This is a genomic window from Caenimonas aquaedulcis (genome assembly GCF_015831345.1).
GTDB classification, from domain to species: domain Bacteria; phylum Pseudomonadota; class Gammaproteobacteria; order Burkholderiales; family Burkholderiaceae_C; genus Ramlibacter; species Ramlibacter aquaedulcis.
In genome coordinates, this window is record NZ_JADWYS010000001.1 from 3,399,350 (window position 1) to 3,418,303 (window position 18,954).

Consider the following 18,954-nt stretch of genomic DNA (forward strand, 5'->3'; position numbering starts at 1 on the left):
ACGCCCCATGAGCACCGATTCCATCTACGTCACGCCCGAGCACGAGCTGCTGCGGGACCAGGTCGCGAAATTCATCGCGCGCGAGGTCGAGCCGCACGCTGCCGCGTGGGAAGAGGCAGGGTGCGTGCCGCGCGACGTGCTGCGCCGCATGGGCGATGCTGGCCTGTTCGGGCTGATGTACGAGTCGCAATACGGCGGGGCGGAATCGGATGCGCTCACCAACCTCGTTTTCGCGGAAGCGTTGTCGCAATCGACCTTCGCCGGCTTCATCATCACGGTGCTCGTGCACACGGACATGGCCAGCCCGCACCTGCACCATGCGGGCAATGCGGCCCAGAAGGACAAGTACCTCTCCCGCGTCATCAAGGGCGAACTGATCACCGCGGTCGGGATCACCGAGCCCGGCGCGGGTTCGGACGTCGCGGGGATTCGCACGACCGCGAAGCGCGACGGTGACGAGTGGGTGCTGAACGGCACCAAGATGTTCATCACCAACGGCGTGCACGCGAACCTGTACTTCGTCGCCGCCAAGACGGGCAGCGGCAAGCGCGACATGTCCATGTTCATCGTCGAGAAGGGCACGCCCGGCTTCTCCGTCGGCCGGGCGCTGAAGAAGACCGGCTGGCTGTCCTCCGACACGGCCGAGCTCGTGCTGGACAACGTGCGCATCCCGGCGGCCAACCTGCTCGGCGAGGAGGGCAAGGGCTTCTATTCGGTGATGAAGAACTTCCAGACGGAGCGCATCGCCCTCGCCGCGATGGCGGTGGGTCACTGCCAGCGCGCGTTGCAGCTCACGCTCGACTACGTACGGCAGCGCCAGGCCTTCGGCGGCGTGCTGTGGGAGCAGCAGACCATCCGCCAGCGCCTGTCGATGCTGGATGCGAAGACCCGTGCCGCGCGGCAATTCATGTATCACTGTGCATGGCGGGTCACGCAGGGCCACGACATCGTGCAGGATGTCTCCATGCTCAAGGCGCTCACCGGTGAACTCGTCAACGAAGTGGTGCAGACCTGCCAGCAATTCCACGGCGGCATGGGTTACATCCGCGAAACCGCGATCGAGCGGCTGTGGCGCGATGCGCGCGTGCTGGCCATCGGCGGCGGCGCGACGGAGGTCATGCTGGAAGAAGTCGCGAAACGTTATTGAAAGGTCCCTCGATGGCACACCTGCAAATCGAAGTCGCCGCGTACATCGCGACAGTCACGCTCAACCGGCCCGAGGTCCGCAACGCGTTCAACGAGGCGGTGATCGCCGAGATGACGACAGCCTTCGACGAGCTCGGCGCCCGCGACGACGTGCGCTGCATCGTGCTCGCGGCCAACGGCACGGCCTTCTCGGCGGGCGCCGACCTCGGCTGGATGAAAAGCATGGCGACCTACACCTACGAGCAGAACGTGGCGGACGCCGCCGCGCTCGCGCAGATGCTGCACGTGATCCACCGCTGCCCCAAGCCCACGATCGCGCGCATCCAGGGCGACGTGTACGCGGGCGGGACGGGACTGGTCGCGGCCTGCGACATCGCTGTCTCCGCGGACACCGCGCACTACTGCCTGAGCGAAGTGAAGCTCGGCCTGATCCCCGCCACGATCAGCCCTTACGTGATCCGCGCAATGGGCGAACGCGCGGCGCACCGCTACTTCCTCACGGCCGAACGCTTCGACGCGCGCGAGGCGCTGCGCATCGGCTTCGTGCACGAGGTCGTGGCCGCGGACCAGCTCGATGCGAAGGTGGCTGAGATCGCGCAGACGCTGGTGCAAGCCGGACCTGCCGCGGAGAAGGCGTGCAAGCAACTCCTGCTGGACGTTGCCGGCCAGGAGGTGACGCCGGAGCTGGTCGCGCTCACGGTGCGCGGCATCGCGGACATCCGCATCAGCCCTGAAGGTCGCGAGGGCATCCAGTCCTTCCTCGGCAAGCGCAAGCCCAACTGGCTGCCGGCAGGCTGAAAGCACATGGACGCTGTACGCCACCTCACCGACGCGCCGCAATTGCTGGCGCTCGCCGCCGCCCTCGGCTGGGCCAGCGGCATCCGCCTGTACGCCGCGGTGTTTCTCGTGGGCGCCGCCGGATTCATGGGCTGGGTCGACCTGCCGCAAGGCCTGCACATCCTGCAGCATCCCGGCGTCATGGCCGCGAGCGGCTTCATGTGCTTCGTCGAGTTCTTCGCCGACAAAATCCCGCTGGTCGACACGCTCTGGGACACGGTGCATACGGTGATCCGCATTCCCGCCGGCGCCGCGCTCGCCGCCGGCGCGCTCGGCGCGGACGGCCAGGCCATGGGATGGATCGCGGCCCTGCTCGGTGGCAGCCTCGCCGCGACCAGCCATGCCGCCAAGCTCACCACGCGGGCGGCGGTCAACACGTCGCCCGAGCCTTTCTCCAACATCGGCGTGTCGCTGCTCGAGGACGGGTTCGTCGTCTTCATGCTGTGGCTGTCCGCCACGCATCCGCTGCTCTTCGGCATCGCCCTCGTCATCACGCTCGTCGTGGCGGTGGTGCTGATGGTCGTGCTCGTGCGCTTCCTGCGCGTCGTCGTGCGCAAGCTGAGCGAATTCTTCTCGGGCCGAAGCGTGCCCCAACGAGGTTAGCCATGTTCAAGAAAATACTCATCGCCAATCGCGGCGAGATCGCCTGCCGCGTCGCGGCCACCGCGCGCCGCATGGGCGTGCGCACCGTCGCCGTGTATTCGGATGCCGATGCGAACGCGAAGCACGTCGCCGCCTGCGACGAGGCGCTGCACATCGGCGGCAGCGCGCCCAAGGAGAGCTACCTGCGTTGGGAGCGGATCATCGAAGCGGCGCAGGCTACGGGCGCGCAGGCGATCCACCCAGGCTACGGTTTCCTGAGCGAGAACGAGGAATTCGCGCAGGCCTGCGCGGATGCGGGCCTCGTCTTCATCGGCCCCCCGCCCTCCGCGATCCAGGCGATGGGCCTCAAGGCCGAATCCAAGCAACTGATGGAAAAGGCCGGAGTGCCGCTCGTGCCCGGCTACCACGCGGCGAACCAGGACCCGGCGCTGCTCGCGAAGGAAGCGACGCGCATCGGCTACCCGGTGTTGATCAAGGCGAGCGCGGGCGGCGGCGGCAAGGGCATGCGCGCGGTCGACAAGGCCGAGGATTTCGACGCCGCGTTGGCATCGTGCAAACGCGAGGCGATCAACAGCTTCGGCGACGACGCGGTGCTGATCGAAAAATACGTGCAGCGTCCGCGCCACATCGAAATCCAGGTGTTCGGCGACACGCACGGCAATTACGTCTACCTGTTCGAGCGCGACTGCTCCGTGCAGCGCCGCCACCAGAAAGTGCTGGAGGAGGCGCCCGCGCCGGGCATGACCGAAGCCATGCGCAAGCAGATGGGCGACGCCGCCGTGGCGGCCGCGCGCGCCGTGAACTACGTCGGCGCGGGCACGGTGGAATTCATCGTGGAGCAGCGCGCCGGTGGCGAGATGAACTTCTTCTTCATGGAAATGAACACGCGCCTGCAGGTGGAACACCCCGTGACGGAGGCCATCACGGGCCTCGACCTGGTCGAGTGGCAGCTGCGCGTCGCCGACGGCGAACCGCTCCCGTTGAAGCAGGACGAACTCAAGATCCGCGGCCACGCGATCGAGGCGCGCATCTGCGCGGAGAACCCGGACAACAACTTCCTGCCCGCCACGGGCCGGCTCGACGTCGCGCGCTGGCCCGCGCACGTTGCGTTCCGTCGCAACGCCGACGGCGAGTCCTTCCACGACGCGGCGCCGGTGCGCATCGACGCGGGCTTCGGCGAGGGCGATGCCATCTCGCCGTACTACGACTCGATGATCGCCAAGCTGATCGTGCACGGGTCGACGCGCGAGCAGGCGCTGGCGCGGCTGGACGAGGCGCTCGCGCAGACGCACATCGTCGGGCTCGCCACCAACGTGCAGTTCCTGCGCCACGTCGTGCGCAGCCCGTCCTTCGCGCAGGCGAACCTGGACACGGCGCTCATCCCGCGCGAGGAGAAGGTGCTCTTCAAACAGGAACCCGTGGGACTCGCGCGCGCTGCCGCGGCGGCCGTGGCGCAAGCGCTGATCGGCGAGAAGGCGCGCGAGGACGCCCATCCATTCAGTCGCCGCGACGGCTGGCGCTCGCACGGCGTCGCGACCCGGCGATTCGCATTCGAATTCCAGGGCGAGCCCGCGCAGGCGGAACTGCGTTACCTGCATGACGGCGCGCTGGCGCTGGAGGTGGGCCAGGTGTCCGGCGCGTTGAGGTTCACGCCGGCTGCGGATGGCATCGACGTCGACTACGCCGGACAGCGATTCACGGCGAGCGTGTATGCGAGCGGCGAGACCGACCATGTATTCACCGCGGCCGGCGCGACGCAGATCCTCGCGATCGACCTCCTGGCGCATGCAGGGGAAGTCCACGAGGAGGGCGGCCGCCTCACGGCGCCGATGCCGGGCAAGGTCGTGTCGTTCACCGTCAAGGCCGGGGACAAGGTCAGCAAGGGCCAGCCGCTGGCCGTGATGGAGGCGATGAAGATGGAGCACACCATCGCCGCACCCGTGGACGGAACGGTGGCGGAGGTGATGTACGCGCCCGGCGACCAGGTCGCCGAGGGCGCGGAGTTGTTGAAGCTGCAGTGACAGAATCGCGGGAATGAAGATTTCCTTTTGCTGTACCGGAACCAAGGCCGCTCCCTGGGTGGACGCGTTGCGGGCCGCGCTGCCCCAGGCGAGCATCGACGAATGGCGACCAGGCGCTGCGCAGGCCGACTACGGCGTGGTGTGGGCGCCGCCCCAGCAATTCCTCGACGAGCAGCCGGGGCTCAAGGCCATCTACAACATCGGCGCCGGCGTCGATGCCCTGCTCGAGCTGAAGCTGCCGCCGCAGGCCATGGTCGTGCGCATCGACGATGGCGGCATGGCGGTGCAGATGGCGGAGTTCGTGTGCCACGCGCTGATCCGCCACTTCCGGGAGCTCGACGTGTACGAGGCCGAGATCGCGAAGGGTCAATGGTCGTACCGCAAGCCGCGCGATCGCAGTGAATTCCCCGTCGGGATCATGGGGCTGGGCGTCCTCGGGCAACGGGTCGCGCAGGCCGTGCGCCAGTTCGATTTTCCCGTGCTCGGATGGAGCCGCTCGCCGAAGATGCTGGAGGGCGTTCGCTGCTTCTCGGGCGAGGCGCAGTTCGACGAGTTCCTCTCCGCGACCCGCGTGCTGGTGTGCCTGCTGCCGCTCACGCCGGACACGCAGGACATCATGAACCGCCGCACGCTGTCGCTGCTGCGTCCCGGCGCCTACGTGATCAACGTCGCGCGCGGTGGGCACTTGGTCGAGGAAGACCTGATTCCGCTGCTGGACAGCGGGCAACTCGCGGGCGCGACGCTCGACGTGTTCCGTACGGAGCCGCTGCCCGCCGGCCATCGGTTCTGGCAGCACCCGAAGATCACCGTCACGCCGCATACCTCGGCTCGCACGCTGCGGGAAGAGACCGTGGCGCAGATCGCAGGGAAGATCCGCGCGAGCGAGCGGGGAGAACCCATTGCCGGCGTGGTTGACCGGCAGAGAGGATACTGAAGCCATGAAGATGCCCTCCCGCGTCAAGATCGTCGACGTCGGCCCGCGCGACGGTCTGCAGAACGAAAAGCAGCCGGTGCCCGCCGAAGTCAAGATCGGCCTCGTCCACCGCCTGCAGGATGCGGGGCTGAAGGAGATCGAGGTCACCAGCTTCGTCTCGCCCAAGTGGGTGCCGCAGATGGCGGATGCCGCCGAGGTCATGGCCGGCATCCAGCGCAAGCCGGGCGTGCGCTACTCCGTGCTCACGCCCAACATGAAGGGTTTCGAGGCGGCCTTGGCGAGCAGGCCCGACGAGATCGTGGTGTTCGCGGCCGCGAGCGAAGCCTTCAGCCAGCGCAACATCAACTGCTCCATCGCGGAGAGCATCGATCGTTTCGCGCCCGTCGTGGCGGCGGCGAAGGCGAAGGGCATCTACGTGCGCGGTGCGATTTCGTGCACCGTCGGCTGCCCCTACGAAGGCGAGATCGCGCCCGAGCGCGTGGGCATGGTCGCGCGGCTGCTCAAGCAGATCGGCGTGCAGCACATCGGCGTGGCGGACACCATCGGCGTCGGCACGCCGGTGAAGGTGCAGCGCGCGATGGAGGCGGCGCTGCAGCACTATTCGATCGACGACATCTCCGGGCACTTCCACGACACCTACGGGCAGGCGCTGGGCAACACGCTCGCGGCGCTTGAGATGGGGGTGTGGCAATACGACACGTCGTCCGCCGGGCTGGGCGGCTGCCCGTATGCGAAGGGCGCCACCGGCAACGTTGCCACGGAGGACGTCGTCTACATGCTGAACGGCATGGGCATAGAAACCGGCATCGACCTCGACAAGCTGATCGACGCGGGCAAGTACATCAGCGACTTCCTGCAGCGCAAGCCGAACTCGCGGGCGGCGACCGCGATCCTCACGAAGCGGGAAGGGTGAGCCGGCATGTGCGGCGCTGAACTCTCCTCCCTCCCCGAAGGCGTGCAGCGCGTGGCGCGGGCGCTGCAGGACAAGGGCCACCCGCACTCGCCGGTGATGCTCGACGACGCGGCGCGCACTGCGCAGCAGGCGGCCGATGCGCTGGGCATCGAGCTCGGCCAGATCGCCAAGAGCATCATCTTCAGGCGCAAGAGCGACGATGCCGCCGTGCTCGTCATCACCTCGGGCGACCGCCGTGTCGACGAGAAGAAGGTCGATGCGCTGGTGGGCAAGACGGGCCGCGCCGATGCCGAATTCGTCAAGAGCCGCACGGGCTACACGATTGGCGGCGTGTCGCCGGTGGCGCATGCGCAGCCGCCCGTGACGCTGATCGACCGCGAGCTGTTTCGCTTCGAGGAGATCTGGGCCGCCGCGGGGCATCCCCATGGCGTGTTCAGGCTGCGCCCCCAGGACCTGGAGCGTCTGACGGGCGCGCCGGTCGCGGACGTCGTGCAGGCGCCCGCGACGTGACGCCGGCCGCCGAATTGATGCTGGAGCGCGCGGCGGAGGTGAACGCGGCAGGAGCGAAGCCGGTGCCCTCGCCCTGCATCTCCATCTGCCGCATGGACGCCGCGAGCGGCCTGTGCGAGGGCTGCTTTCGCAACCTCGACGAGATCGCCGCATGGGGACTCATGCGCGAAGAGGACAAGCGCGAGGTCTGGCAACGCATCGCACGGAGGGCGTCGGCATGAAGCAGGTCACCTTCTATTTCGATTTCATCTCGCCCTACGCCTACCTGGCGTTCGAGAAGTTGCCGCTGGCGCTGCAGGGCATCAGTCACGCCGTCGACTACAAGCCGCTGCTGTTCGCGGGGCTGTTGAAGCACCACGGCCAGCTCGGGCCGGCGGAGATCGCGCCCAAGCGCGAATGGACCTACCGGCAGGTGCTGTGGCAGGCGCACGCGAACGACATCCCGATGGACATGCCGGCGGCCCATCCTTTCAATCCGCTCCCCTTGCTGCGACTCTCGCTCGCTTGCGGCGCGAATGGCCTGGTCAACCGCTACGTGGCTGAAACGGTTTTCCGGAAAGTGTGGCGCGGCGGCGCCGACCCGACCGATACCGGGCGCCTCAAGGAACTCACGGAACTGCTGAAGCCCGCGCGCGATCCGGCCAGCGATGCAGTGAAGTCGGAGCTGAAAACCAACGCCGACGAAGCCATCGCACGCGGCCTGTTCGGCGTCCCGACCTTCGCCGTGGACGACAAGCTGTTCTGGGGTTTCGACGCGCTACCGATGCTGCGCGCCTACCTGCAGGGCGATGCGTGGTTCGGGCAGGGGCACTGGGACGCAGAGACCCGGCTGCCCGGCACGCAACGCGCCCGGCCTTAGGTGTTCGTCACCGTTTCGGAAGACGTGCTCTCGCGGTGCTCGCCCATTTCGGGGCGGTTGCCCGTGACGGCGGCGGTGGCCATCTTCACGAGCTGCACCGTCTTGCTTTCCTTGATGTCCCAGTACTCGGCGTGCAGGATTTCCACGGCGACCAGCTCCAGGTCCGGGTCTTCCACGCCGCCGGGGAACCAGGCCTTGGTCATCGCGTTGAAGAGCTTCTTCTTCAGGGCCATGTCCTCGCTCACGGTCGCGTGGCCGGACACGGAGACCCAGCGGTCTTCCTTGAGGTCGCCATAGGACACGCAGACGTTGCCGTCGGCCTGCACGCGCTTGCCGAGTTCCGAGGCTTTCGACACGAAGAAGTACAGCGGCTCGCCCGCGTCCAGCGACTTGTTCTGCGTCGTCAGCGGGTGCGCGTGAAGCATGCCGTTCGGATGCTTGTGCGTCAGCATGCCGAACTTGATGTCCTTGATGAGTTCCCAGAGGGATTTCTGGAAAGTCGGGGGATTTTTGTCTTTGCTCATGGGTGTCCTTGTACGAAAGAGGCCAAGGCGCATGATCCCCGCCAACGTACCGTGCTGGACGTCAGCAGGTGTCGCCCGCAACTGTGCGATTGCGACTACGCCGCCGCGGATAACCACATGACAGGAACTGACACCCGCTCATCCCTAGAATGTTCGGCCCAACCCAGAAAGACACGGCCGTATGACCCAGGGACTGATCCGCATCCGCGGCGCCAGGCAGCACAACCTCAAGAACCTCGACCTCGACCTGCGCACGGGTGAGTTGACGGTGGTGACCGGCCCCAGCGGCTCGGGCAAGTCGAGCCTCGTCTTCGACACGTTGTACGCCGAAGGTCAGCGCCGTTACGTCGAAACGTTCTCGGCCTATGCCCGGCAGTTCCTGGACCGCATGGACAAACCCGCGGTGGACCGGGTGGAAGGCGTGCCGCCGGCCATCGCGATCGACCAGACCAACCCCGTCCGTTCCTCCCGCTCCACCGTGGGCACGATGACGGAGCTGAACGACCACCTGAAGCTCCTCTTCGCGCGCGCGGGGCAGCTGTTCGACCGCAAGACGGCCCAGCCGGTGCGGCACGATTCGCCGGACTCCATCTACGCCGAACTGATGGCGCGCTCCGTGGCGGCGGGCGATCCGCGCCTCGTCGTGACCTTCCCCGTGGAATTGCCCGGCAGCACCACCCCCGAGGAACAGGAGCAGTGGCTGTCGGCCAGCGGTTTCACGCGCGTGAAGGCCGAACGCGAAGTCGCCACGCCGACCGGGCCGCGCAAGGTGCTCGACGTGGTCGCGGACCGCTTCCGGCTCCAGGGCACCGAGCGTGCGCGTGCGGTGGAGGCGATCGAAGTCGCGCTCAAGCGAGGGGCGGGGCGGATGTCCGTCTATGCCGCGAAGAGCGAGACCGAGAGCGACATCTGGAAGTTCTCGACCGGCCTGCACTGCGCGGACAGCGACCTGCGCTACGCCGACCCGATCCCGTCGATGTTCTCCTTCAATTCGGCGGTCGGCGCCTGCGAAACCTGCCGCGGCTTCGGCCGCGTGATCGGAGTCGACTACGGCCTCGTGATCCCCAACGACAAGCTCACGCTGCGTGCGGGCGCGATCAAGACGATCCAGACGCCCGCCTGGTCCGAGTGCCAGGACGACCTGATGCGCCACGCGGAAACCGCGGGCATCCCGCGCGACACGCCCTGGTACAAGCTCACGCCCGAGCAGAAGCAGTGGGTGATCGGCGGCACGCCCAGCTACAAGGAAGGCAACTGGAACAAGCAGTGGTACGGCATCAAGCGCTTCTTCGAATACCTGGAGAGCAAGGCGTACAAGATGCACATCCGCGTGCTGCTGTCGAAGTACCGCAGCTATACGCCCTGCGATGCGTGCGGCGGTGCGCGCTTGAAGACCGAGAGTTTGCTGTGGCGACTGGGCAGCAAGGAAGATGCGGATTCCGTGCTGGACCCGGCCAAGCGCTTCATGCCGGTGGGCGTGGACTGGACGCGCGCGCAGCTGGAAGCGCTGCCGGGCTTGTGCCTGCACGACTTGATGCTGATGCCCATCGATCGCTTGAGGAAGTTCTTCGATCTTGTGCAGCCGGGGCATGGCGGAAACGCAGGCGGGGGTGAGGGCGAGTTGCAGGCGCTCAAGCTCCTCTTCGAAGAAATAACCACGCGCCTGAAATACCTTGTGGATGTCGGCATCGGCTACCTCACGCTCGACCGCCAGAGCCGCACGCTGTCGGGCGGCGAGGTGCAGCGCATCAACCTCACCACCGCGCTCGGGACTTCGCTCGTCAACACGCTCTTCGTGCTCGACGAGCCCAGCATCGGGCTGCACCCGCGCGACATGAATCGCATCACCGAGGCGATGCATCGCCTGCGCGACGCCGGCAACACGCTGGTGGTAGTGGAGCACGATCCCGCGGTGATGATCGCCGCCGACCGCATCATCGACATGGGTCCCGGCCCCGGCGAAAAAGGCGGGCAAATCGTCTTCGACGGCAGCACCGAGAACCTGCGCCATGCGGACACGCTGACGGGCGCTTACCTCGGCGCGCGCAAGCACGTGGGCATGGGCTTCAAGCGCGCCGTGACCGAAGCGACGCCGCGCCTCATCCTGGAGGGCGTGCGCGAGCACAACCTGCAGAACGTGAGCGTGGAGTTCCCGCTGCAGCGCCTCGTGTGCGTCACGGGCGTGTCGGGCTCCGGCAAGTCCAGCCTGATCCAGGATGTGCTCGCGCCCGCGCTCACGCGGCACTTCGGCAAGGCGACGGAAACGCCGGGCCTGCACGACAGGCTGCTGGGCGCCGACCACCTGAGCGACGTCGTCTTCGTCGACCAGTCGCCCATCGGCAAGACCGCGCGCTCCAACCCCGTGAGCTACGTCGGTGCCTGGGACCCGATCCGCGAGATCTTCGCCACCTCGCCCCTCGCGAAGCAACGCGGCTACACGGCCTCCAAGTTCAGCTTCAACAGCGGCGACGGCCGCTGCCCGACCTGCGGCGGCTCCGGCTTCGAGCACGTCGAGATGCAGTTCCTCTCCGACGTCTACCTGCGCTGCCCCGATTGCGACGGCAAGCGCTACCGCCCCGAAATCCTCGAAGTCACCATCGAAAGAAAATGGGGGTCAGATTCCAATTTCCGCACGATGAACGTGGCGGACGTGCTCGACCTCACGGTGAGCGAGGCCGCCGCACTGTTCGCGAACGATCGCGACGTGATCCGCGCGTTGCAGCCCATCGTCGACGTCGGCCTCGAATACGTGAAGCTCGGCCAGCCCGTGCCGACGCTCTCCGGCGGCGAGTCGCAGCGCCTGAAGCTCGCGGGCTTCCTCGCGCAGGCCGCCAAGAGCGCGACGTCCAGCCGCCAGTCCACCGCCACGCGCGGCACGCTCTTCATGTTCGACGAGCCGACCACCGGCCTGCACTTCGACGACATCGCCAAGCTGATGCGCGCGCTGCGCAGGCTGCTCGAAGGCGGCAATTCGCTGATCGTCATCGAGCACAACCTCGACGTGATCCGCGCGGCCGACTGGCTCATCGACCTCGGCCCCGAAGGCGGTGATGCGGGTGGCCTGATCGTCGCCGAGGGCACGCCGGAGGAAGTGAAGCTGCACGCGAGCTCGCACACCGCGAAGGCCCTGCGCGAATACGACAGCACGCTGGGCCTCGGGGTGCACAGCATCGAGGAGCGCGCGGCGAACTACGCACTCACGATGAAGAACAGCGCGGACCTGCGTGCGTCGCGGCCCAACGCCATCCAGATCGTCAACGCCAAGGAGCACAACCTCAAGAACCTCAGTGTGGACATCCCGCACAACAAGTTCAGCGTGGTGACGGGCGTGTCGGGCTCGGGCAAGTCCACGCTCGCGTTCGACATCCTCTTCAACGAAGGTCAGCGCCGCTACCTCGAGTCGCTCAACGCCTATGCGCGCAGCATCGTGCAGCCGGCCGGACGGCCCGAGGTCGATGCCGTGTATGGCATTCCGCCCACCGTGGCCATCGAGCAGCGCTTGTCGCGCGGCGGGCGCAAATCGACCGTGGGGACGACCACGGAAGTCTGGCACTTTCTGCGCCTGCTGTACGTCAAGCTCGGTGTGCAGCACTGCGTGCACGATGACGCGGAGGTGCGCCCGCAATCGGCGGACAGCATCGCCGCGCAGATCATGAAGCGCTATCGCGGGCACCACATCGGCCTGCTCGCGCCGCTGGTGGTTGCGCGCAAGGGCGTGTACACCGAGCTTGCCGACTGGGCGCGACCGCGCGGCTACACCCACCTACGCGTGGACGGCAACTTCCTGCCGACGACGGGCTTCCCGCGCATCGACCGGTTCAAGGAACACACGATCGAGCTGCCGGTGTGCGACCTCGACATCAAGCCCGAGCACGAGGCCCTGCTGCGCGAGAAGATCGCCGTGGCGCTGGAGCACGGCAAGGGCGTGCTGCACGTGCTCGCGCCGCTCGACGGGCTCAAGGGCGCGATGCTGGCGGGGCTCGGCGCGCACCACCACATCGGCAAGGTCGAGGTGTTCTCGACACGGCGCGCGTGCCCGATCTGCAGCACGAGCTACCCCGAGCTGGACCCGCGGCTCTTCTCCTACAACAGCAAGCACGGCTGGTGCCCCGAATGCGTGGGCACCGGCGTGAAGCTCACGCGCGACCAGCGCAAGGCGTACGACGACACCGTGCAGGATGCCGACAACAAGGGCCGCGAGCAGACCTTCGCCGAGCCGGAAGTGGAAGACGTCGGCGACGAGTCCTGCCCCGCATGCCATGGCGCGCGGCTGAACGTGCAGGCGCGCCATGTGAAGTTCGACGAGACCGGCATCGACGAGATCGCGGCGCTGTCCGTGGTGGACGTGCGCCGCTGGATCGAGAGCCTGCAGGTGAAGGACGTGCTGTCGGTACGCGAGCAGGGCATCGCGCGCGACCTGATCCCCGAGATCAAGAGCCGGCTGGAATTCCTGGAAGAAGTGGGCCTCGGCTATCTCACGCTGGACCGCGGCGCGCCCACGCTGTCGGGGGGCGAGGCGCAGCGCATCCGGCTTGCCGCGCAGCTCGGCTCGAACCTGCAAGGCGTCTGCTACGTGCTGGACGAGCCGACCATCGGCCTGCACGCGCGCGACAACCAGATCCTGCTGAACGCGCTGCACAAGCTCGGCGACAAGGGAAACACGCTGGTGGTGGTGGAGCACGACGAGGACACGATCCGCCGCGCCGACCACATCATCGACATCGGCCCCAGCGCGGGCAAGCGCGGCGGCCGCGTGATCGCGCAGGGTTCGGCGGCGGACATCTCGGCGGTGGAGGAGTCGGTGACGGGTCGCTACCTGCTGCATGCGATGAAGCACCCGGTGAAGGCGCGGCGCGCGGTCAAGGGCGGGGACATGCGCTGGCTCGAACTGCGCGGTGCGGACCTGCACAACCTGCAGGACGTGGACATCGACATCCCCTTGTACCGCCTCGTCGCGGTGACGGGCGTGTCGGGCTCGGGCAAGTCCACGCTCGCACGCGACGTGCTGCTGCACAACGTGCAGGCGGCGGTGCAGCAGCGCTACACCAAGGCAGGCCGCGACGCGGACGACAAGGGCAAGCACCCCGCGTGGTCGGGCTGCTCGGGGCTGGACGGCTACCAGGTGGTGGACCGCGTGCTGGAAGTCGACCAGACGCCCATCGGCAAGACGCCGCGTTCCTGCCCTGCGACCTACATCGGTTTCTGGGACACGATCCGCCGCCTCTTCGCGGACACGCTGGAAGCCAAGGCGCGCGGATACGGACCGGGTCGCTTCTCGTTCAATACGGGCGAAGGCCGCTGCCCCACCTGCGAAGGCCAGGGCGTGCGCACCATCGCGATGAGCTTCCTGCCCGACGTGAAGATCCCGTGCGAGTCCTGCCATGGCGCGCGCTTCAACCCGGAGACGCTCGCCGTCACCTGGCGCGGCAAGAACATCGGCGACGTGCTGCGCATGGAAGTGGACGAGGCGGTGGAGTTCTTCTCCGCGATGCCGAACATCAGCCATCCGCTGCAGCTGCTCAAGGACGTCGGCCTGGGCTACCTCACGCTGGGGCAGCCGTCCCCGACGCTGTCCGGCGGCGAAGCGCAACGCATCAAGCTGGTGACGGAACTGTCGAAGGTGCGGGACGACATCACGCGCCGTGGGCAGAAGCCGCCGCACACGCTGTACGTGCTCGACGAGCCCACCGTGGGCCTGCACATGGCGGACGTGGAGAAGCTGGTGCGCGTGCTGCACCGGCTGGTCGATGGCGGGCACAGCGTGATCGTGATCGAGCATGATCTCGATGTGATCGCGGAGGCTGATTTCGTGGTCGACCTGGGGCCCGAAGGCGGGAACGCCGGTGGCAAGGTGGTGGCCGCGGCGACGCCTGAACAGGTGGTGAAGAAGGGGACGCATACCGGCGTTGCGCTGGCTCCGGTGTTGGCACGCTAAGGCTTTTTGAACGCAGAGGGGCGCAGAGGTTTTCGCAGAGGACGCAGAGGAAGACAAAGCCATGAAAACTTTCTACAACGCGCACCACGCGCTCCACCAGGGCAAGATGGAAATGTTCCGGGGGGAGCTCGTGCCTTGTTTCGAGGTGCCGGCCCGGCAGGACCACGTGCTCGATGTCCTGAAGGCACGCGGGCTCGGGGCGATCGAAGCGGCACCGGACTTTCCCGAGCGCGCGATCACGCGCGTGCATGCGCAGCGCTACGTCGACTTCCTGAAGACGGCGTGGGACGAATGGGTGGCGCTGGACCCGGCGAATGCGCAGCGCGACGCGCTGCCTTCCGTGTGGCCGGTGCGCACCTTCCGGTCGGACGTGGTCCCGGACAATTTCGCCGCGCGCATGGGCCTCTACTCGTACGACGCGGGCAGCCCGCTGACGTCGGGGACTTGGGTCGCATCGCGTGAAGGCGCGTGCTGCGCGCTCGCCGCGGCGCGTGAAGTGCAGCACGGCGCGCGCAGCGCGTTCGCGCTCTCGCGGCCTCCCGGCCATCACGCGGGCGCGGACTTCTTCGGCGGCTACTGCTTCCTCAACAACGCCGCCATCGCCGCGCAGTCGCTGCGCGACGCCGGCGTTTCGCGCGTGGCGGTGCTCGACATCGACTACCACCACGGCAACGGCACGCAGGCGATCTTCTACGGGCGCGGCGATGTGTTCTTCGCAAGCGTTCACGGCGATCCACGCACGGAGTACCCGTTCTTTCTCGGGCATGCGGATGAACGCGGGGAGGGGGCGGGCGCGGGCTGCAACCTCAACCTGCCGCTACCGCGCGGGACGGGCTTTGCGTCCTGGCGCGAGGCGATGTCGCAGGCCTTGCGTGCGATCTCCGCATTCGGGGCGGATGCGCTGGTCGTCTCGCTGGGCGTGGACACCTTTGCAGGCGACCCGATCTCCGGCTTCGGGCTGCAGAGTGCCGATTACCTGCGGGTGGGCGAGGACATCGCGGCTGCCGGCCTGCCGACGGTGTTCGTCTTCGAGGGCGGCTATGCCGTCGAGGAAATCGGCACGAACGCCGTCAACGTGCTCGACGGTTTCCGGCAGCGGGCCGGCTGACGCGACTGCTTTCCGCACACAGCCGCGTTGCGTGGCCCACGCGGGGTGGGAGAGTCCCGATTGCGGGCGCGGCATGGGCGCGCTTGAATCGTGGCTTTACCACGCAGGAGTACACATGCGCCGCCGCCAGCTCGTCCGATTCGCCGCCGCTTCCCTCGCCGCCCCGTCCATCGGCGCGTGGGCGCAGGCCGGCGCCACGTTTCCCGCCAAGCCGATCAAGCTGCTGATCGCTTTCCCCGCGGGAGGGCCGACGGATATCACGATGCGCTCGCTGGCGGACAACGCATCGAAGATCCTCGGGCAACCGGTGGTCGTGGAGAACAAGGCCGGCGCGGGCGGCAGCCTCCCCGCGCAGGCGCTGCAGATTTCACCGGCCGATGGCTACACGCTCGCTCAGATCCCGCTGGGCGTGTTCCGTCTTCCCTACACGACCAAGCTCACCTGGGATCCCGTCAAGGACATCTCGTACATCATCAACGTCACCGGCTACGCATTCGGGATGGTGGCGCCGGTGGACGGGCCGATCAAGAACTGGGCGGACTTCGTCGCGTACGCGAAGGCAAACCCGGGCAAGCTGAGCTACGGCTCGACGGGCGTGCTCACGAGCCCCCACCTCACCACCGAGCTCATCGCGCAGAAGCTCGGCCTGCAGCTCAATCACATCCCCTACAAGGGCAATGCGGAGTTGAACCAGGCCTTGATGGGCGGCCAGCTCATGGCCGGCTCGGACTCCACGGGCTGGGCGCCGCTGGTGGATGCGGGCAAGGTTCGCGTGCTGAACGTGTGGGGCGACAAGCGCCTGCCGAAATACCCCGACGTCCCGACGCTGAAGGAGCTCGGCATCGACATCGTGCAGAACTCGCCGTTCGGCATCGGCGCGCCTCGCGGCACGCCGCCGGACGTCGTGGCGAAGCTGCACGATGCGTTCAAGAAGGCCATGGAAGACCCGAGCTACGTTGCCGCGCTGAACCGCTACGACATGCTGCCGATGTACATGAGCTCCGCGCAATACGCGAAGTTCGCGCAGGAGACGTTCCTCACCGAGAAGGCGCTCGTCGAGAAACTCGGCCTGGTCAAGTAGAAGCGCTGCCCGCGGCGAGGATGGCGCGAGCGACCTCGGCGAAGCCCGCGCCGCGCTCGCTGGGCGTGACGTAGCGCGGCGGATGCGTCAGCTGCGACTCGAAGCGGCGGATGTTCGCCACGCCGATGCTGTGGGGGAAGTGCTCGAACATGAGCACGTCGTTCGTCGAATCGCCGACGTAGACCCAGCGGTCGATCTCGTCGTCGAGTTCGCGCCCGAACAGCTCGCGCACGATCCAGCGCGCGCCGGCCAGCTTGTTGTGGTCGCCGTACCAGCCGTTGATGTGGATGGAGCTCACCGTGGCGTTCATGCCCTCGTCCTGCATCAGCTTCACCACCTGGTCGATGCAGGCCTGGGGCAGCGTCGTGAATTCGCTGTGGTCGATGGCGATGTCGGTTTCGCGCCCGTCGCTGTCGCGCGACAGCGAGGCGCCGGGCACCGTGTCGACGATGCGCGCGGCGACCTGCTGCATGCGCGCGAAGTTGCGCTCCCGCAATGCCTCGTCCTGCTGGTAGATCTTGCGAAGCTGGTGCAGGTGAGGGCGCAGCGCCACCGCCCCGTTCTCCGCCACGATCGCATCGACGGGCCACTGCAGGGCGAACGGCTCGCTCCACCCCACCGGCCGTCCGGTGATCGGGATGACGTGAATGCCCGCGCCGCGCAATTGCGCCAGCGCTTCGAGCACGTCGCCGGTCACCGCCCCTTCGGTGGTGAGCGTGTCGTCGATGTCCGTCAAGACGCCGATGATGCCGCGCCGGTCGGCCACGGGCCATTGCGCAAGTTCCAGCATGGCGTTGCGATCAGCCTGCATTGTGCAAAGCCAGGCCCGCATGCTCGCGCAGCGGATGGAAATGGATTTTCGGGAAGCGCTCCTGTGCGAGGCGCACGTCGTACGGCGATGTGCAGAGGAAGGCGAGCGTGTCCGCCGCATCGAGCGCCATGCGCTGCGGATACGCGTCGGTGAACGCGCGCAGTTCCGCCGGCGTGTCCGCGGTGATCCAGCGGGCACCGGTGTATTGGCAGCCCTCGAGCCGGACGTCGGCGTCGTATTCGGACTTGAGCCGGTGCTGCACCACTTCGAACTGCAGCTGGCCCACCGCGCCCAGCAGCATCGGGCCGCCGATCTGCGGGCGGAAGACCTGGATCGCGCCTTCCTCGCCGAGCTGCGCGAGGCCCTGCTGCAACTGCTTGGTGCGCAGCGGGTTCTTCAGGATCACGGTCATGAAGAGTTCGGGCGCGAAGAAGGGCAGGCCGGTGAACTGCAGGTTCGCGCCGTCGGTGATGGTGTCCCCCAGCTGCACGCCGCCGTGCGTGGTGAAGCCGATGATGTCGCCGGCGTAGGCCTCGTCGACGGCTTCACGCCGTTGCGACAGGAAAGTGACGACCGACGTCGGCCGCAATTCCTTGGCCGTGCGTTGCACCTTGAGCTTCATGCCGGGGCTGTACTTGCCCGAGGCCATCCGGACGAACGCGATCCGGTCGCGGTGGTTCGCGTCCATGTTGGCCTGCACCTTGAACACGACGCCGGAGAAATTCGGGTCGGCGGGCTCGATCACCTTCACGACCGGCTGCTTGTTGACCACGAGCTGGCTGGTGCGCGGGCCGGGCGGCGGCGCGAGGTCCACCAGGGCTTCCAGCACTTCCATCACGCCGAAGTTGTTCACGCCGGAGCCGAAGAACACGGGCGTCTGCTTGCCCGCGAGGAAAGCCGCATGGTCCCATTGCGGCGATGCGCCGACCGCGAGTTCCATGCTTTGCCCGGCGGACTCGAACTCGTGGCCGAAGCGCTTGAGCAGCGTCTCGCGGTCGGCGAGGGGAATGGTCTCGAAGTCCTGCGGGCGCCGCTCGGAGCCGGATTCGAACACGGTCATCGTCTTCGTGCGCAGGTTCATGATGCCGCCGAAGCTCTTGCCCTGGCCGACCGGCCAGGTCATGGGCACGCAGGGCATGCCGAGTTCGCGCTCCACCTCATCCAGGATGTCCAGCGGCTCGCGCACCTCGCGGTCCATCTTGTTGACGAAGGTGATGATGGGCGTGTCGCGCTGGCGGCAGACCTCGATCAGGCGGCGGGTCTGCGCTTCCACGCCGTTGGCCGCGTCGATCACCATCAGCGCCGAATCGACGGCGGTGAGCACGCGGTAGGTGTCCTCGGAGAAGTCCTTGTGGCCCGGCGTGTCCAGCAGGTTGATGACGTGGTCGCGGTACAGCATCTGCATCACCGACGACGCCACCGAGATGCCGCGCTGCTTCTCGATCTCCATCCAGTCGGACGTCGCGTGGCGCGAGGCCTTGCGCGCCTTCACGGAGCCGGCGATCTGGATCGCGCCCGAGAAGAGCAGCAGCTTTTCCGTGAGCGTGGTCTTGCCCGCGTCGGGGTGGGAAATGATGGCGAAGGTGCGGCGACGCCGGGTTTCGGAAGCGTAGGACATGGGGCGCGGCGCGGGCCGGACGGTGGGAAAAACCCACGATTTTCGCAGAAGACG

Annotated in this window: 15 protein-coding genes; 12 read left to right on the forward strand and 3 right to left on the reverse strand. The window is 67.4% G+C overall.

Features of this window, described 5'->3' with window-relative positions:
• Positions 1-7: 7 nt before the first annotated feature.
• The 9 genes from I5803_RS16345 to I5803_RS16385 are packed head-to-tail and all read left to right on the forward strand — an operon-like array spanning position 8 to position 7,823.
• A complete protein-coding gene (locus tag I5803_RS16345) occupies positions 8-1,147 on the forward strand; it encodes an acyl-CoA dehydrogenase family protein (RefSeq protein WP_196987387.1) in 1,140 nt (379 codons plus the stop codon).
• Between the two features lie 11 nt (positions 1,148-1,158).
• Positions 1,159-1,944 (forward strand): enoyl-CoA hydratase/isomerase family protein, encoded by a 786-nt coding sequence (locus I5803_RS16350; protein ID WP_196987388.1) that lies wholly within the window; start codon positions 1,159-1,161, stop codon positions 1,942-1,944.
• Between the two features lie 6 nt (positions 1,945-1,950).
• Entirely contained in the window at positions 1,951-2,586 is a 636-nt protein-coding gene (locus tag I5803_RS16355) for a DUF4126 domain-containing protein (RefSeq protein WP_196987389.1), read from the forward strand.
• A 2-nt stretch (positions 2,587-2,588) separates the two neighbouring features.
• The gene (locus tag I5803_RS16360) at positions 2,589-4,607 is read left to right on the forward strand and encodes an acetyl-CoA carboxylase biotin carboxylase subunit (RefSeq protein WP_196987390.1); all 2,019 of its coding nucleotides are present in this window, start codon (positions 2,589-2,591) and stop codon (positions 4,605-4,607) included.
• Positions 4,608-4,620: 13 nt separating this feature from the next.
• Positions 4,621-5,541 carry a 2-hydroxyacid dehydrogenase gene (locus I5803_RS16365; RefSeq protein ID WP_196987391.1) on the forward strand — a complete coding sequence of 307 codons (921 nt, stop codon included), beginning with the start codon at positions 4,621-4,623 and terminating at the stop codon, positions 5,539-5,541.
• 4 nt (positions 5,542-5,545) lie between these two features.
• Positions 5,546-6,454: a hydroxymethylglutaryl-CoA lyase gene (locus I5803_RS16370; protein WP_196987392.1), complete on the forward strand. Its 909-nt coding sequence runs from the start codon at positions 5,546-5,548 to the stop codon at positions 6,452-6,454.
• Between the two features lie 6 nt (positions 6,455-6,460).
• Positions 6,461-6,964 carry a YbaK/EbsC family protein gene (locus I5803_RS16375; protein WP_196987393.1) on the forward strand — a complete coding sequence of 168 codons (504 nt, stop codon included), beginning with the start codon at positions 6,461-6,463 and terminating at the stop codon, positions 6,962-6,964.
• On the forward strand, positions 6,961-7,185 hold the full coding sequence (locus I5803_RS16380; RefSeq protein ID WP_354001678.1) for a DUF1289 domain-containing protein: 225 nt from the start codon (positions 6,961-6,963) through the stop codon (positions 7,183-7,185). Before I5803_RS16375 ends, I5803_RS16380 begins: the two co-directional genes overlap by 4 nt.
• A complete protein-coding gene (locus tag I5803_RS16385) occupies positions 7,182-7,823 on the forward strand; it encodes a 2-hydroxychromene-2-carboxylate isomerase (RefSeq protein ID WP_196987394.1) in 642 nt (213 codons plus the stop codon). The genes I5803_RS16380 and I5803_RS16385 overlap by 4 nt, the downstream gene beginning before the upstream one ends.
• On the opposite strand, the gene I5803_RS16390 is transcribed toward I5803_RS16385, so the two are convergent.
• Positions 7,820-8,347, reverse strand: a complete 528-nt coding sequence (locus I5803_RS16390) for a pyridoxamine 5'-phosphate oxidase family protein (protein WP_196987395.1) — start codon at positions 8,345-8,347, stop codon at positions 7,820-7,822. The genes I5803_RS16385 and I5803_RS16390 overlap by 4 nt on opposite strands.
• Before the next feature lie 181 nt (positions 8,348-8,528).
• Between I5803_RS16390 and uvrA the strand changes: the two genes are divergently transcribed.
• From uvrA to I5803_RS16405, 3 genes are all read left to right on the forward strand, one after another.
• Positions 8,529-14,282: an excinuclease ABC subunit UvrA gene (gene uvrA / locus I5803_RS16395; protein WP_196987396.1), complete on the forward strand. Its 5,754-nt coding sequence runs from the start codon at positions 8,529-8,531 to the stop codon at positions 14,280-14,282.
• A gap of 61 nt (positions 14,283-14,343) precedes the next feature.
• Positions 14,344-15,390 (forward strand): histone deacetylase family protein, encoded by a 1,047-nt coding sequence (locus tag I5803_RS16400; protein WP_196987397.1) that lies wholly within the window; start codon positions 14,344-14,346, stop codon positions 15,388-15,390.
• Positions 15,391-15,505: 115 nt separating this feature from the next.
• Positions 15,506-16,471 (forward strand): Bug family tripartite tricarboxylate transporter substrate binding protein, encoded by a 966-nt coding sequence (locus tag I5803_RS16405; protein ID WP_196987398.1) that lies wholly within the window; start codon positions 15,506-15,508, stop codon positions 16,469-16,471.
• Here I5803_RS16405 and I5803_RS16410 read toward each other — a convergent pair.
• Together I5803_RS16410 and I5803_RS16415 are read right to left on the reverse strand one after the other, a co-directional pair.
• Positions 16,464-17,261, reverse strand: coding sequence for an HAD-IIB family hydrolase (locus I5803_RS16410; RefSeq protein WP_196988593.1), 798 nt, complete (start codon positions 17,259-17,261; stop codon positions 16,464-16,466). The two genes, I5803_RS16405 and I5803_RS16410, sit on opposite strands and share 8 nt — an antisense overlap.
• A 10-nt stretch (positions 17,262-17,271) precedes the next feature.
• Positions 17,272-18,900 (reverse strand): peptide chain release factor 3, encoded by a 1,629-nt coding sequence (locus I5803_RS16415; protein WP_196987399.1) that lies wholly within the window; start codon positions 18,898-18,900, stop codon positions 17,272-17,274.
• Between the last annotated feature and the right edge of the window lie 54 nt (positions 18,901-18,954).